This window comes from Mesorhizobium sp. B2-8-9, assembly GCF_006439475.1.
In the GTDB taxonomy this organism is placed as follows: domain Bacteria; phylum Pseudomonadota; class Alphaproteobacteria; order Rhizobiales; family Rhizobiaceae; genus Mesorhizobium.
Genome location: NZ_VFTQ01000019.1, coordinates 22,526 through 37,845 on the forward strand (window position 1 = coordinate 22,526; position 15,320 = coordinate 37,845).

General features: G+C 62.5%; 15 protein-coding genes. 5 read left to right on the plus strand and 10 right to left on the minus strand.

Annotated elements, in window-relative coordinates:
* Positions 1-93: 93 nt before the first annotated feature.
* Positions 94-1,014: a zincin-like metallopeptidase domain-containing protein gene (locus tag FJ423_RS21445; RefSeq protein ID WP_140844877.1), complete on the minus strand. Its 921-nt coding sequence runs from the start codon at positions 1,012-1,014 to the stop codon at positions 94-96.
* Between the two features lie 272 nt (positions 1,015-1,286).
* A complete protein-coding gene (locus tag FJ423_RS21450; protein ID WP_140844879.1) occupies positions 1,287-1,472 on the minus strand; it encodes a hypothetical protein in 186 nt (61 codons plus the stop codon).
* Between the two features lie 185 nt (positions 1,473-1,657).
* Here FJ423_RS21450 and FJ423_RS21455 point away from each other — a divergent pair, with 185 nt between their 5' ends.
* Complete coding sequence (locus FJ423_RS21455; RefSeq protein ID WP_140844884.1) at positions 1,658-1,897, plus strand: hypothetical protein; 240 nt, start codon at positions 1,658-1,660, stop codon at positions 1,895-1,897.
* A 95-nt stretch (positions 1,898-1,992) separates the two neighbouring features.
* On the opposite strand, the gene FJ423_RS21460 is transcribed toward FJ423_RS21455, so the two are convergent.
* From FJ423_RS21460 to FJ423_RS21485, 5 genes are all read right to left on the minus strand, one after another.
* Entirely contained in the window at positions 1,993-2,580 is a 588-nt protein-coding gene (locus FJ423_RS21460; protein ID WP_140844888.1) for a hypothetical protein, read from the minus strand.
* Positions 2,581-3,084: 504 nt separating this feature from the next.
* Positions 3,085-4,755 carry a ParB N-terminal domain-containing protein gene (locus tag FJ423_RS21465; RefSeq protein WP_140844894.1) on the minus strand — a complete coding sequence of 557 codons (1,671 nt, stop codon included), beginning with the start codon at positions 4,753-4,755 and terminating at the stop codon, positions 3,085-3,087.
* Positions 4,756-5,201: 446 nt separating this feature from the next.
* The gene (locus tag FJ423_RS21470) at positions 5,202-6,107 is read right to left on the minus strand and encodes a DUF3991 and TOPRIM domain-containing protein (RefSeq protein ID WP_140844901.1); all 906 of its coding nucleotides are present in this window, start codon (positions 6,105-6,107) and stop codon (positions 5,202-5,204) included.
* A gap of 185 nt (positions 6,108-6,292) precedes the next feature.
* Positions 6,293-6,478, minus strand: a complete 186-nt coding sequence (locus FJ423_RS21475; RefSeq protein ID WP_140844907.1) for a hypothetical protein — start codon at positions 6,476-6,478, stop codon at positions 6,293-6,295.
* Positions 6,479-7,975: 1,497 nt separating this feature from the next.
* Positions 7,976-8,158: a hypothetical protein gene (locus FJ423_RS21485; protein ID WP_140844913.1), complete on the minus strand. Its 183-nt coding sequence runs from the start codon at positions 8,156-8,158 to the stop codon at positions 7,976-7,978.
* Between the two features lie 171 nt (positions 8,159-8,329).
* Between FJ423_RS21485 and FJ423_RS21490 the strand changes: the two genes are divergently transcribed.
* Together FJ423_RS21490 and FJ423_RS21495 are read left to right on the plus strand one after the other, a co-directional pair.
* Positions 8,330-9,805, plus strand: coding sequence for an inorganic triphosphatase (locus FJ423_RS21490; protein ID WP_348642920.1), 1,476 nt, complete (start codon positions 8,330-8,332; stop codon positions 9,803-9,805).
* A 124-nt stretch (positions 9,806-9,929) separates the two neighbouring features.
* Positions 9,930-10,127: a hypothetical protein gene (locus tag FJ423_RS21495; protein ID WP_140844919.1), complete on the plus strand. Its 198-nt coding sequence runs from the start codon at positions 9,930-9,932 to the stop codon at positions 10,125-10,127.
* Between the two features lie 104 nt (positions 10,128-10,231).
* On the opposite strand, the gene FJ423_RS21500 is transcribed toward FJ423_RS21495, so the two are convergent.
* Together FJ423_RS21500 and FJ423_RS21505 are read right to left on the minus strand one after the other, a co-directional pair.
* On the minus strand, positions 10,232-10,435 hold the full coding sequence (locus FJ423_RS21500) for a hypothetical protein (RefSeq protein ID WP_140844924.1): 204 nt from the start codon (positions 10,433-10,435) through the stop codon (positions 10,232-10,234).
* A 171-nt stretch (positions 10,436-10,606) separates the two neighbouring features.
* Positions 10,607-11,365 carry an alpha/beta hydrolase gene (locus FJ423_RS21505; protein ID WP_140844930.1) on the minus strand — a complete coding sequence of 253 codons (759 nt, stop codon included), beginning with the start codon at positions 11,363-11,365 and terminating at the stop codon, positions 10,607-10,609.
* A 185-nt stretch (positions 11,366-11,550) separates the two neighbouring features.
* Here FJ423_RS21505 and FJ423_RS21510 point away from each other — a divergent pair, with 185 nt between their 5' ends.
* Entirely contained in the window at positions 11,551-13,101 is a 1,551-nt protein-coding gene (locus tag FJ423_RS21510) for a winged helix-turn-helix domain-containing tetratricopeptide repeat protein (RefSeq protein WP_140844936.1), read from the plus strand.
* Between the two features lie 412 nt (positions 13,102-13,513).
* Here FJ423_RS21510 and FJ423_RS21515 read toward each other — a convergent pair whose 3' ends face one another.
* Entirely contained in the window at positions 13,514-14,335 is an 822-nt protein-coding gene (locus FJ423_RS21515) for a Ku protein (RefSeq protein ID WP_140844942.1), read from the minus strand.
* A gap of 616 nt (positions 14,336-14,951) precedes the next feature.
* Here FJ423_RS21515 and FJ423_RS21525 point away from each other — a divergent pair.
* Positions 14,952-15,257: a TOBE domain-containing protein gene (locus FJ423_RS21525; RefSeq protein ID WP_246680221.1), complete on the plus strand. Its 306-nt coding sequence runs from the start codon at positions 14,952-14,954 to the stop codon at positions 15,255-15,257.
* The last annotated feature ends 63 nt before the right edge of the window (positions 15,258-15,320 follow it).

Genomic DNA, 15,320 nt, shown 5'->3' on the forward strand with positions numbered 1-15,320 from the left:
ATAGCTACTCCGGCATAATCATCGGCCGGCACGGCCGTGCGAAGCAGAGGGGAAGGCACATGGCCCCCCTCCCAGGGGTTGATGCGTCAAACATCAGGCGGCCTCGCCTTCTTCTGGCTGGAGCCCGTGCAGGAAAGCGACGGCGCGCTGCGCATGGGCAGCGGCCGAGAAGATCGCTCGCTTGTCGTCGCCGAGGACTTTCAGCCACGCGCCGAGGTAGCTTGCATGGTCCGGCCGGGGCTCGAGTTCGGGCGCGATGCCAAGATCGGCGCAGAGGAAGCAGCTTCCGAGCTCGGCGATCAGTTCCTCGCGCGCTTGCTCGCTGCGATCCTTGGCGTAGCGACTAAGGTCGCGGTTCACGCGATGCGGCGCCGAAGTCCAATGGGTAAGCTCGTGACTGAGCGTGGCGGCGTATGACGCGGCGTCCCGGAACGTCTGAAGCGGCGGCATCTGGATGTGGTCCGTCACCGGGGCAAAGTAGGCGCGATCCCCGCCGTGCCGGATTACCGCCCCAGTGTTGGCGAAGAACCCGTCGGCGTGCTCGATCCGGGCGATGGGATCGCGCACCGGCTCCGCCTGCCGTTGATAAAGGTGGTCCGGCAGGCCATCAATTTGCGCAATGTTGAAAACGGAATACGCCTTGAGGAACGGGATCTCGCGGTCGATTTCCTCGCCGCTGGTGTCCGTCTCCGTCCTTGTAAAGCGGCTGGCGAAGACCACCAGCGAGCCGGTCTCGCCCTTGCGAACGCCGCCGCCAAGTTCGAGCGCCTGCCTGAATGTCATCCACAGCGGGTTGGAAAAGCCGCGGGCAACCGCCTCCGACCAAAGCAGCAGCACATTCATGCCGCTATAGGGCAGACCATTGTGCCTGAGCGGCCGGGTGACGCGGCCGGAGCCATCGGTCGATTGCCACGGCTGCATCCAAGGACGGACACCCTTCTCCAGCTCGGCTACGATGCGATCGGTGATGCGCGCATAGATATCGATGCGCCCTGCATTTTCTTTCCTGCTCATTTCATGAACCTCCAGTTGGAGGCCGCGCCGATCGCGGCCCCGTCACAGGGGTCCACTTGGCGGAGCAGGAAGGCGGGCCGCGCACCCGACCGGGTCCCGTCGTGCGCGCACGATGGGTGGTCATGGGCCGCAGCGACAGCGGAGGACGGCAAAGCCGTTGCGCTGTCTGCCTGGATCCGCCAGGACCTCGGGGCAGGACGGGGCGCGAGCGGACGTCAGAAAACAGAACGCGGCGCTGGGCGCCGCCTGAATGCAGTCGAGAGAAGGCCGGTTCAATGAACAGACCGGCCACCGCTATAGGGATCGTATTCGAAGAGGATTTCGACATCGGCGTCGTCGAGCTCATCGGCGGGCATCACGCCGAATTCGTTGTCGACCTGGAAGAGGATAACCGGAACCATGAGAGTGCGGGCGAGAGACCAGGCGGCCTTTTGGGCGAGTATGAGATCGTAGGACATCTGAGGGCTCCATCTTGGAGCGGGCCAATTCCCGCTCGATGGCTCCGTCAGTGTGCGGAAGCGGGCGCGATCACCCGAAGGCGTCAGCCGAGCGGCCGCAGCATGCTAGCGGACCCCTTGCGGGTTGATCAGGGAAGATCCGCAGCCGCACCAGGAAGGCCATTACGAGAGAGCGGGATTGGGCCGTGAAGGAGTTCAGCATCCCGATCGGGCCGAGGCTGGCGAAAGAGCTGGCATCGGGGCGGTCCTCGGAACGTGGCGCACCGGAAGCAACATCCGACCCGAGTGCAAACTCGCGCATGACGCAACCCTATTTGCTCGGCGCACTGTATGGCAGCGGTCGTCTCTCTTCGTTCGCCACGCAGCGACACTCGCGACGAAACCGCCACTTGGCCATGATCGAAAGCGGTGTGTTCGACCCATGAAAATGGCCAGGCCCTGCGCAGTCGATGCGAGGGGCGAATGAGCCGGATGTGCACGACATAGAAGGAGGGCGGGTCCGGAGCTCCGCCCTCGATGTTTATCCGAGAGCTACCATCTGCAGTTCGGCCGCCTTGCGGTCGACGGATTGGCCGGGGTTTTCGACTGGACGCTCGAAGGGCTTCCAGGCCTCGCCTACAACCTGCTCGTAGGCCGCGATAGCCCCCTCGGCGGCCATACGCAGCGCATGGGCCTGTAGTGCCATATCAGCGGCGAACTCGCGCTTGCGCTGGGCAGCGCTGTCGAAGCCGACCGGTCCTGCGACGTCTTCGTTCCGATCGTCGCAGGCCGACTTGGCCGTCGCGTCCCGTGCTTCGGATACCGCACGGCTGTAGAACTGGCCGGCCCCGTAGGCGGATCCGACAAAGGCACCGACGACGCGTTGCAGGTGTATCTGCATGGCGCGTTCCGCCAGCCCCTCGTCGAGTGCGGCGGCCGTGTCCACGATGAGCCTTTCGTGCAGGTCGCGAATGCCGTCGCTGTCGAGCACCGGGAGGCCAAAACTCTCCGAGACGAGCGAACACTGTGCGGCGTCGGGGCATACGAGTCGGACCATTTGGAAGGTAGTGCCCTTGCGCAATGGGGCGACGCGGGCGGTTGCGCGGGGATTGGCGGCTTTGCTGGTCATTGACATATCCTTTCTTCAGCTTCTCGAGGTCAGGACCGACTCCGTGCCGACTCTCCCTCGGGCGCGGACCAAAAGAACCGGCGGAATGACGGGCGCTTCAGGGTCCGGGCGGACCGAGACGAGCATGGAAGGCTTGCGGCCAAGCAGGGCTTCCTTCGCCCTCGCGCGGGACGCGGGTCTTCCATGTCGAGACCGGACCGACCGGCCGCCCCGCGGCGCGGACGCGGCCTTGAAGCGCACGGCCGCAGGTTCAGGACCGCATGAAGCCCGAGTGAGGACCGGCACGGGCGTCGACTTCGACATTGGAACCGTAGGACAGGTGATCATGGCTACCTGCCGACTCATCGACCGGAGACCGCTCGGCATGCACACCACGCCCACACCATGACGGCCGTGGCCCGACACCGGAGGGACCATCATCGGCAGCGCTAGCTGTCGCGGCCGTACACCTGGAGCCGCCAGGCGAACCTGACGGCGGCAGATTGATCAAAAGAAAGGCGAGGTCTATTCGGCGGCCTCGCGGTAGCCGTCCTCGAGCCCGCCTTTCTCGGAAGGTTGGTCCTCTCCACTCAGGCCGTCGACCTCAGGCCCAACGTCGTCATCGGCCCCGGGGACGGTGCTCTTGGACAGCCACTCGGTCAGGTTTGCCGCATCGGGAGCGAACAGCGCAGCCGGGTGGACGAAGTGCCCTTCCTTGAAGTGCTCGACGAGCGCGGCCCGCGTGTCCTTTACGCGCGCCCGCGGCAGAACCGGCGTGTCGGCGCACGAGGCCTCGATCGCTGGACGCGACAGACAGGAAAGGAAGTCCTCGGTGCCCATATTGGCGAGGAAGCTGTCTGCCCCGATCGCGCCGCCTGCGACGAGCGCCACCACGCCCGACTTGCTCATCCCCTCGCGGCAGGAGAGCGCATCGATGAGGACGCCCCGGGCTGCGATGCGCAAAGTCTCGGCGTCGAAGGCGAACTTGCCCTCGGCATCGAAGAGAGTGGCGGCGTGCCGAGGCATGCGGCGACCGACCCCATAATCGCCGCCGGCACCGGAATCGACGCGCACGTTCTGGCCAGCGAAGGCGAGAACGAGCAACGCCAACAGCGTGTCGTCCTCGATCGGCGCCCGTGACAGCGCCTCATGGAGAGCATCGGTGCGCAGGTCGCCGATCATCTCGATACCCTTACGGGTCACATCGGGACGCGACTTCGGCATGACGACCGCCTCGGCGGCTTCCGTCGCGTTGGCCTTCTTTCCGGCCTCGGGCAGACGGAAGTGGACCGTCTTCACCTTTCCCTCGCGGTCGAGATACATCGCGGCGTGATCCGACTTCTTCGGCGTGCCATAAACGCGTTCCGCCTTTGGCGGCAGCTTCACCTCGCCATGGGCGTTCGGTTCGGTGATGATGCTGTTCTTGGGCAGGTTCTGCGTCATCCATTCCTGCTGGGCGCCGAGGAAGGCCTCCACGTCTGTGGTGTATCGGCTGTCCTGGTCGGCCGGTGCGAACAGATCCTCCACCCAGGCGATGCCGTAGGCCTCGCGCAGCTCGTCGTCAAAGCTTGCGTCGCGCGCGTACATGCGTCGCTTCGTGAGACCGTTGGCGATGCTCCACCACGACACCTGTGGGTCGCCCTTGCTGGGCTTTTTGGCTTTCCAGACCTCCTTCTGCTCCTCAAGCGAGGCGGCCGCGATAGTGCGGAGCTGCTGCTCGTTCGGCATATCGCCCTTGGCCATTGCGTCGAGCATCGCCGGCAGCACATTGGCGAGCAGACGCAGCTTCTTGATCTGGCGAATCGACTGCGCGAGGGCGATCGCAATCGACTCTTCGGTCCAGTTCAGCGCAACGAGACGCTCAATGGCACGCCAAAGATCGACCGGGTTGAGCTGCTCATGCGTGATAGAGGTGGCCAGCGATCGCATCGCGCCGCCGTCCTCGGCTCGAGGCACGACCAGAACGGCGATCTCTTCGAGACCTGCTGCGATCGCCTGCTTCGCGCGCCGATGACCCTGATCGATGACGAAGCCATTGCCGCCATCGGCTTCAGCGAACACGATCAGCGGCTCGACGACGCCAATGGCCTTGATCGTTGCGAGCAGCAAGGCGTCCGCCTGCGGGCTGCACTTGGAGCGCCGCGCCTTGTCAGGATTGTCCTTGAGCGAGCGCGGATCGACGAACTTCAATTCCATGGGAATGCTCCTTGAAGGTTAGGACAGGCCCTTCGCCGGTCCTTTCTCGTCTTCATTCCGAAGACATCCCCCTTGCCCGCGGAGCGGGCGGGACGGGGCAATTGCGCTGGAGCATCCCTGCCCGACTGGCCAAGCGGGGCTTCGTCAGCCCTGCGCAGGATGAAGGGCCGGGATTGCGACCGGCGCGATTGAGCGTCAGCGTCGGCGGACCACCCGATCTGCGAGCGGTCCGCCCTGCTTTTTCGCTTCTCTCCTCTCTGGACGCCCTCCAGACCGAGCCGGCGAAAGCTGCTCAGAACGTGGAGGCAAGTTACGTCGCCTGCACCTCATGCTCGACGTCTCGATCTTCCGCGAGATGCCCGGAAGAACTTCTGACGCCCGGGTCAAGGAGAACCGCCGTGATCTGATCAATCGAGAACAATGGCTATTTCGCAGCGTCGTTCTTGTCAGCTCTTCGGCTGCGCTCTCATTCTCAGATCGGCGTTCCAGTCATCCGCTACGGGTCGAAGGCGTTCACCGCCGCACCGAGCTTGCTCCCCCAATCCGAGCAGACGGTCGGCGTAAATCTCGCCCTGTTTGTTGTTGTCGGTAGCAGCGATGAGCTCAACACCCGGCCTGGCGGCAAGCGCGCGCAGCGCCGCGTCGGTATCCGGCGACCAGCCGCCCCCGGTGCTGAGATAGAACGTGTCGGCGCGAAAGCCCTCGAGCGCGGCAAGGCTCATGGCGTCGATCGCGGCTTCGGTCACGCAAAGGCGCAGCGCATCAGGACTGCCGAGGCGGAACAGCATCTTGGCGCCGCCCGTGGCAAAACCGCGCCAGTCCGGCCCGCGTTCTTCCCACCCGGTAACGGTGCCCTTGCTGTCGACATGGGCAGCCCACATCGAGCCGTGCGGGCCTTCGCGCAGGACGCCGGCGCCGCTTGCGGCGCGGACGATGCGGTAAGGAAGATGTCGGGCCCCGGTCAGATAGCGCCAGGCCGCCGATCCGCGCCATGGCCTCCGTCGTGCGTACCAGCGCTCCGGTATCGACAGGTCAGGCTCCCGCTCGCGGGACACCCGCTGCCAGACCGGCTGGCACGGCACGAACCCGACGAGGTTGGCGACCTCGTTCATGGCTTCAACGAACGGCACCTTCTCAAGATGTTCGACCAGGCGAAAGACATCGCCTTTGCCGTCGCCGAGCGGGTCGAACCAGCCCCTGCCGTCATGGATGACGATGATGATCGAAGCCTCACGGCGGTATTTCATCGCCTTGCGCGTGCTCTCCTTTATGTCCAGGGCGAACCCCGCGCGCTCCAGCACCGCAGCGCAGGGTACCTTGTCCTTCAGCCTTTCAAGTTCCGCTTTTTGCATTTCGCCCGCGCACCTTTGCAGCGCCTCCCTTCTATTTGGTCTTCGCCCAAACAATTGGGCAGGAACAGGAGGCCGCGAAGAGCACGGCGGGCAAGGGCGCATGCAATGCCTTGATGGTGGCGAGTTGCGCCGCGGCGCAGCTTCCCTTGCCGGCCTCGGCGCGCAAGCGGCACGGTGCGCCGCCGTCAGTTTCGCTGACGCTCCTCCTCCGCGACCACTGAACGCACCGCGATGCCCGTTTCCGCAAACGGAGCGATGCGAGCGTAGTCGGGATGGGCAGCGCCTGCGCTGCGCGAGGTCTTGTCCGAAACTTGCAGCATTCGTCGAACCTTGCTGACGCTCGCCCGGGACGTTGCAAACATGATCGCCATGATTTTCGGCGCGTATCGAGCTTTGATGATGCCTTGGCGTTGGCCCGGCAGATCGAGAAAGCCATGAACGCCGGCAGCTAGCGGGCCGGCCAGAGGGGCCTGCGATCCAATGCCAAATCAATCACCGCCTGCTCGACAAGCTGGCAGTGCAGTCTTGGTCGGTCCAAAGCAAACTGAAGTCACTAGCTATGATTTTCGCGCCAAGATCGCCACCCCATATGCCTCCTGAGCGCGAGAGCCGGTCCCCAGATCATCCACCTTCGAGTTGGAAATTCGCTTTCGGCGGCGGCGCGCCGCGATAAGCGCGTTGGTTCCGCGGTACGTGCGACCCTGGCTCTTTGGAAGGAGAGCAAGGCCTTTACTCCTCTCCTTCCGTCATCAACCAGTCGCTGAAAAACCCGGCCCTTCCGGGCCTCTTCTCGGGAGAGCCCACAGGTCTCCTGACCAATGTGAAAAGGGCGTACAAAGTGGAGGCACCGAAATGTCCGTAAGCGCAAACAAGTCAGTTCGGTGCTGGAGCAGGTTCGTGGCCCTGAGACCGGTTCAACAGGGCGGCCGAAGGAGCATCAGCATAGCGCCGCCGAAAGGCGGGATGCGGGACCGACAGCCCCCGGCGAAGGGCGCCATATACCTCAGATGTGTGTCGCGGCTGCCTATTGCAGACGCTTGGTGACAGCTTGGCCAATGTTGCGGTGGGGCATTCCGGACGGTCGGGTTTGGTTCGCAGCAATCAGAAGGCAGACGTTCAGCTCGGCCTGAGGCTGCGAATTGTATGAAGCATCGCCAACGGGTCGCAACGGATCTTCGGCGTCGCGCCCAAATTGATGCCGGTCACATGCTTTCGAGAAGGCTTTGAAGGAACGCAAGGCTGCGTGATTGCTTAAGGCAGCCGAGACCGAAGGTCGTGCGTAGTCTCGGGAAGCAAGCGCCCACCTCTCCCACTTGGCGGACCGCTTTTGTCCGCCCGACCGCATCGGAATGACATCGCTGGTTTGGAGGTCTCTCAGCCTGTCCGTAATAGATTGCAGAGTGGTGGGCAATCGTTAGGACGCAAGGGCTCACCTCGCTAAGCATCGCCGCTCACTCGGCCCGCGATGGCGAACGCCTGCAGGTTTTGACCTTTCCGTGGTCTTGGTCGGCGTTGGCGATAATCGAGTAGAACGCCGCGCGGGCGATGTCTTTCTTTGACGCGTCCGGGTGTTCCTTCCTTGCCGCCTCAACAGTTGTTTCGGCGTCATATCTGGCGTCACAATCCGCATCAGAGTGTCGCTGATCGTCTGTAGTTCGGTTGCATCCATTGGAAACTCCGTCCCCTGGCTCCCCACTAACAGCTCTAAGAGAGCGCCTTTGTTAGCTGAAACTAATTCACGTCTCGACGGCAAGCCAGTCAGCCCGAGTTCCGGCCGTGTCGGCTGTCTCATAAGGCGCTTCGCTGCAACGGCGTCAGCCAACCGGTCGGCCAGTGCCGCTCGGAAACGTGGAAGCCATACCGACGGTTCAGTCTTCCTTTAAATCTTCGGCTTCCTCCTTGAGCTTGGTCCAGTCGGCACCATGCTTTCGCAGCAAAGCGCGCGCCTGTTTCGGCGTGACGTCCGCAATTTCCGCCAGGTGCTCTACCTCGAGTTCTTGCCCTTTAACCACGCGGCTCGCCTTCTTCTTTTCTTCTTCTTCGGTAGCCATTTACCCATGTCCTTCTCTCGCATCATCGGATGAACGAGGACTGACCGGTGTGGTTCCGGCTCGCGTATTGTCGCCTGCCGGCTTGGGAGCCCGGCCAGAGTTGGCCGAGACGAGCGGTTGTTTGTGACAGCTCAATGACGCACGATGCAGAGTGGGACCCGTTCGATTGTCGTGAAGTTGCGCGGCGCCAAGGACATCATGCAGGAAACGGAACTGAAGCTCGAGCTTTCGCGGTCGGGTGCGGGATCGCTCCTCAAGAAAAATCCGTTCGGATCCTCGCCCACCGTTCTCCAGCAGAGATCAAGCTATTTCGATACCGCCGAATGGGACCTGTCCAAGCGCGGCCTATCGCTCCGAATTCGGCAATCGGGAAATGAGAGGATACAAACCGTCAAAACCGGCGATAGAAGCGCGGCCGGATCGTTCACACGCAAGGAATACGAGCAACCGGTCGCCGGCGATACGCCGGTACTTGATGATCCAGAGACCCGAGACCTGCTTGCAGAGGCTGGCCCCAGGCTCGCGGCTCTGTTCGAGGTTCATGTCAAACGGCATTCCTGGAACGTGACGGATGGCAACGCCACGATCGAAGTCGCCTTGGATATCGGCAAGGTCGTTGCAGCCGATCGCGAGGCGCCGCTCTTCGAGATCGAGTTGGAAAAGAAGGCAGGCTCGCCGAGAGCGCTGTTTGCATTAGCCCGGAAAATCGACGTGATCGCGCCGGCGCATCTCGGGGTGCTGAGCAAAGCTGAACGAGGCTACCGTCTGCTTGACTCGGCGCCCAGTGCCGTGAAATCGGTCGCGACCCCACTGACCTCTGACATAAGTGCGACAACGGCGTTCGCCCGCATCGCAGCAGCCTGTCTCAAACAGTTTCGGCTGAACGAAATGGCGTTGGGCTGGTCCTGCGATGCCAACGCCCTGCACCAGGCTCGTGTGTCGCTGCGACGACTGCGCTCCTTGTGTTCGATCTGCAAGTCCCTGTTCGACGACCGCCGTTTCGACCACCTGCGAGAAGAATTGAAATGGCTCGCGTCGGAACTTGGCGATGCACGCAACATCGACGTGATGATCGACCGCGCTTCGAGCGACCCTCTCTCTCGTCGTCTTCAAGAAGCGCGCGGCGAAGCCTATGCGGCGGTCAAAGCATCGTTCTCCTCAACGCGCGCCCGGTCTTTGATGATCGATATCACCGAATGGATTTCCATCGGGGAGTGGCGAACCCCATCATGCGAAAAGTTGCATGAGCAGTCGTCGAGGGATTTCGCGTCGGATGTATTTGATAAACTTTGGAAAAAGGTGGCAAAGGGCGGCAGCAATCTCATCGATGCCGACGACGAGACCCGCCATAAAGTGCGGATCGCCGCAAAGAAACTGCGCTACGCGGCGGAGTTCTTCGAGCCGCTTTACAACAGCAAGACGGAAGCTAAACGCCATCGACGGTTCATTGAGGCGATGAAGGGCCTGCAGGATCAACTGGGCAGCCTCAACGATATCGCCACCGCCCCCGATATGCTTGCAGCGCTGGAGCTTTCGGACCTGGATGGTGCGAAAGATCTCTTCAGCGCCGACGAGAAGTCCAAGCTTCTGAAGCACGCCGCGGAAGCGCACGATGCCTTTGTCAACACCAAGCGCTTCTGGCGTTGAGACAGCATGCAGAAAGCGCGGCAAAGCTCCAGCACAGCCGCGCCCGCCGCTAGGCATGGCGGAACCTGCCTCATGAAACCTTCATAGACGCTCTCTAACGTGTCTGGCGTAGGGGGAATGTTGCGTGGATGAACATAGACCGCACAGGCCGGTCTACCGCCTGCAGCGCCTTGATGGCGATCGGGTGGTTACCATCGTCACCTTCCACTCGGCTGCAGAAGCGCTGATGCTGCTACTGAACCTGCCAAACGGCTACCGATTGACCCTCGATAACCGCGAAGTGTCGCCCTTGTCAGGTCGTCATGAAGATGCCGCAGATTAGCTGGGCCGAACGTTTGATTGGTCGGCGCCTCAGGTCGATTCGACTGCTAAGAAAGACCTTCCGCCCGGTTTCAACCGGTCTTCTTTCTAGTCCTAGCCGATAGCCTAGCTTTCAACCAGTGCAAGCTTGGACCGGATAGTCCCAATCGCATTCACGATGGCATCGGCGGCGTGAAGGTCGAGCGCGATATCCAAGATACCTTCGGCCGTCTGTATCGATAGGATGCCGAGGTTGCCTTTGTCATCCTCCACGGCGCCGACGTGGATTTCGGTTGGCACCAAAGGCTTCGCTTTGTCCGTCCGCTTCATCGTTCACCCGTGTCAAGAGAAAACGACAATTCCCCAAATAGGTCGAAGGTTCAAGCGGGCTTAGGTCTCACTACAGCCACAAGCCTGCGGGGCTTCTATACTCCGTGAACGGCAATTCCGTATATCCGGGCGCCGCCAAGCGCCCGGGCTTCCGTCGGAGTAACGCGAATTTCATTTCTTACCAGAAGCAGCCTGTTCGATAAGGTCGGCGACGGCTTTGGGATTGGAGACGTAGATGGCGTGGCTGCCGGGCACTTCCATTGTCGTCGCCTTGGCGCGGCCGGCCATCTGGCGCTGCGCCGGCGGCGGGATCATGTGGTCGTCGGTGGCAACGAGGTACCATGACGGCTTCACCTTCCAGGCCGGCTTGGTGACCTTGCCTTCAAGCGCGGCTACCCCCCACGGCACCTGCGAGTCGGCCATGAAGGAGGCGAGCTCGGGATCGACGTCGGCGGCGAATGAAGCGGCGAACTTCGCCTTGTCCAGCATCAGGAAGCCGTCGACAGGCGGAAGGATCGGCGGCACCGCGGCGCCGGCAGGCGGGTTGGCGATCAGGCTCGACACCGACTCGCCGGCATTGGCGGCGAAAGCGGCGATGTAGACGACGCTCTTCACTTTGGGATCGGTGCCGGCTTCCGAGACCACGACGCCGCCATAGGAATGGCCGACCAGGATGACGTCGCCCTTGGCGGCGGCGATGGCGCGCTTGGTGACAGCCACGTCGTCGGCGAGCGATGTGGTCGGGTTCTGGACGATAGTGACGTCGTAACCGTCCTTCTTGAGGATCTTGTAGACGCCGTCCCAGCCGGAACCGTCGACGAAGCCGCCATGGACGAGGACGACGGATTTCGCAGGCTGGGCATTTGCCGTTCCGGCGGCGGCGACGCTGAGGGTGAGAGCGGCGGAAGCGATGATTGCAGCGGTAGACATTCGAGTTCTCCTTTTCAAAAGCGTTTGTTTGCGTTGCTTGCAGGAGAACTATGCGACGGAGCGGCCGGGCCCGCTTTCAGGCGGCCTTCAGGACCTCTTGATTTTCCCTTGAGATCGCTTTGATTTTGCGCCCAATAGCCGGCTAGACTACCGCAGTAGCCGTTTTCCGGCGGGTGGAGCACGCATTGCCATATCATTTCGAGGATTTCGTCCTGGACGGGGACAGGCGCGAGCTGCGCCGCCGCAACGACCTGATCCCCGTCGAGCCGCAGGTGTTCGACCTTTTGCAGTACCTCATCCGTAACCGCGACCGGGTGGTGAGCAAGGACGACTTGGTCGACGCCGTATGGCAGGGGCGCATCGTCTCCGACGCCACCTTGGCCAGCCGCGTCAACGCCGCCCGCGGCGCGCTCAGCGACAATGGCGAGGATCAGCGGCTGATCCGCACCATCCTGCGCCGGGGCCTGCGCTTCGTCGGTGCGGTGCGCGAGGACGGCGGCGTGCAGGGCACCCCCGCGGCGCAGCAAGCGGCCCCCTGCCCCGAAATTCCCGCCCGGCCCTCCATCGCCGTGCTGCCCTTCCAGAACATGAGCGGTGATCCGGAGCAGGATTATTTCGCCGATGGCATGGTGGAGGACATCATCACCGGCCTGTCACGCATCCGCTGGCTGTTCGTCATCGCGCGGAACTCGAGCTTCACCTACAAGGGCCGCGCGGTGGATGTGAAGCAGGTCGGGCGGGAGCTTGGCGTGCGCTATGTGCTGGAAGGTTCGGTGCGCAAGGTGGGCAGCCGCGTGCGCATCACCGGCCAGTTGATCGAGGCCGAGGACGGCAGCCATCTTTGGGCCGAGCGCTACGATCGCGATCTCACAGATGTGTTCGCGCTGCAGGATGAGATCACCGTCGCCGTGGTGGCGGCGATCGAGCCCAACCTGCGTCGCGTCGAGATCGAGCGCGTCAGGCGCAAGCGCCCCGACAGCCTCGACGCCTATGACCTTCTGCTGCGGGCGCTCCCCGACGTCTATACCTTCATGCCCCAGGGCGCGGCCAAGGGGCTGCCACTGCTCGACCAGGCCCTCGCCATAGAGCCGACATACGCGCTGGCGCATGGCTTCTCTGCCTGGGCGCACCAGACGCTTTTCATCCGCGGCGGCTTGAGGCCCGAGCATCGCGACAAGGCGGCCCGCCATGCCCACGCGGCGATCGAGCACGGCTCGGGCGACGCGATGGCGCTGGCCCTGGCCGGCTTCACCATCGGCCTGGTCGAGCACGACCGCGGCCTCGCCGACGAGGCATTTGCGGCCGCGCTTTCGCTCAGCGCCTCCTGCGCCTTCGTCTATGCTTTCGGCTGCGTGCCGGTGGCATATGGCAGCGACGCAGCGCGCGCCATCGACTGGTGCGAAAAAGCGATGCGGCTCAGCCCAATGGACGCCATGAGTTGCGTGCCGCAAGGCATTATCGGCTTTGGCAATTTCCTGGCCGGCCGACATGAACAGGCGGTCGCGGCCGGCCGCCGAGCGGTCGAGATGAATCCGGGCTTCAGCATTCTGCATGGCTGGCTGGCGGCGCCGCTGGCGCGGCTTGGGCGGATCGACGAGGCAAAGGCCTCGGCCAAGCGGCTGATGACGCTGGACCCGCATTTCACCATCGGCGGTTGGTCGAAAGCGGTAGGGCTAGCGCCACAGATCATCGATGACGTCACTGGCGCGATGAGGACGGCGGGGCTGCCAAACTAGCCGGGACGTTGAGATCGCGCTCCCTCTCAACTTCTGAAGTGTCCCGCTGTAGCCGGATTTATACGGCCAGTTCGTCACATTTGATGCTGCATGCAGGAATGCCGTCGCTGAGCAAAGCAAGACATGCTCCTGTAACGAGCATTTTAGCCCAATTCTCTGCCCGCCCTGCGTTCGGTCAGCTTTGTTGGCTCGCCTAGATTCCATAGATTGGCTCTGCGCCAGGCGCGGCGCGACCTGTCAGGCGCGGATGATGCTCAACGGCGGGCCGAGAACTCGCCACAGGTGTCGCTCGGGATTTGATTAGCACCGGTAGGTAGCCGTCCCTCGCGCAAAAAATGTTGCTTGCCGCTGGTAGGCCTACTCCCACCTTGTGGTACCGATGACCGCGGCAGAGGCGTAGCAAAACGCGCGATCACGCGGACTTGCGGCTCGCCTTTGCTCTGGGCTGTCCCTTGATGCCTTCCTTCTCCAGACTCTTGCGAAGCACAGAAGCGAGATCGACGACATTCTCTTGTGGCCGAGGCTCGGGCTTTGGCGGCTTTTTACCCTTGCGCTTGGCATCGATCATGGCAATCAGTGCGTCTTCGTAAGTGTCCTTAAACTTCGACGGGTCGAATTTGGTTACCTTCTTGTCGATCAGCAGCTCGGCGAGCTCAAGCAGATCCTTGTCGTATTTCGGGCTTTCCAGCTCATCGAAAACGCTGCGCTCGGAAACCATCTCATCGTGGGTCCGCAGCCCTGTCAACAGCATGCCCTTGCCGAATGGCTGGATCACCACTTCCCGCCCACGCTGATAAAGCACGACGCATGACCTGGCCGCGACCCGTTGTTTCGCCATCGCGTCGCGCAGCACCGAGAATGCTTCCAATGCGGCGCCGTCCGCCGGAACGACATAATAGTTTTTTTCCAGATAGCGCGTGTCGATGTCGTCGACATCGACAAACGCCTCCACCTCGAGCGTGTGCTGCGAAGTCAGCTTCAGCTTCTTGATCTCGTCGGGCTCGATTTCGATGAAATCGCCCTTCTCAGCTTCATAACCTTTGATCTGATCTTCCGACGGAACGACGTCATCGGTCCCTTCATCCACGTAGGCACTCTTGACAGGCAGACCGTCCTGCCGATTGAGGATTTTGAAGTGGACCTTTCCGGCCTCACTCGTCGCCCCTACGAGCTTGACGCCGCAGGAAACCGACCCGACCTTCAGGAAACCCTTCCAAACTGCGCGTGGGGCCATCTTCCATCCTATTGCCGTTCTGATCATCAGGAAACATTTGGCGGCCAGCGGGGTTCCAGCTGGCTCGCTTCTTCTCGAAAATCCCTGACGCAGGCGTGGCGAAGCTCGAAGCGGCCGGACGCAAGCGCAAAGCGCTGGCTGTAGGTGCCGGACACGGATTCGCCACTTACGGCACGGTTGAACGAGCGGCCCGATTGGGTCGCGATCCTGCGCCCGACATGAGCGCTTGCCGGCGCTCGGTTCTTTCCAATTCCTGTTTAACGGCCGGTCAGAACGAAGCACGGTTTACCTCAGTCCAAGCGCTGATCGACCGCGTCCGAGGCTGACCATCGGTTTCAAACACGTTCGTCGACCCAACCTTTGATGTCAGCCATGACGATCTCCTTATCCCGGTCATTGAGGAGGTCATGGAAATGGCCGTCATACAGCTTCAGCGTCCTGTCGACGGCGCAGGCGGTGTCATAGAATATCTGGCCCGCTCACGACATCGCGCACAAACGCCGAAGCGATGCTGGTGTAGGCACATCAGCACAAACCCCGCGGGCTTTTTGCCAGCGCGTTCGCTTTAGGCAAGCGAGCGTCGACTACTACGTCGCGCGAGCTCACCGCCTTGGCCGTGGGCGTCGTGCAAGGCGCCCCTTGCCATATCGCCATCCGTCCGGAGCGGCTGAGCCTCGCCTCAGGAACTGCCGGCGGCAACGCCCTGCCCGCCACGGTCGACGGGCGCATTTATCTCGGCGACCACCTGCGCCTACTGGCAAGGCTCAGCAGCGACCAGGTGCTGACCGTCAAGGTCGGCCCCAAAGCCACGATGGCGAATGGCGAGACCGTGACGGTCTCCTGCGCGCCCAACGATTGCCGTGCCTTTCCGGCCGAAGCCGGATCGGGCGGTGCCATTCCAAAACAGGGGAAAACGACATGAAATATGTGAGGAAACATCTTATCGCGCTCGCGGCCGCCACGGCTTGCATGACGTTTGGCCATG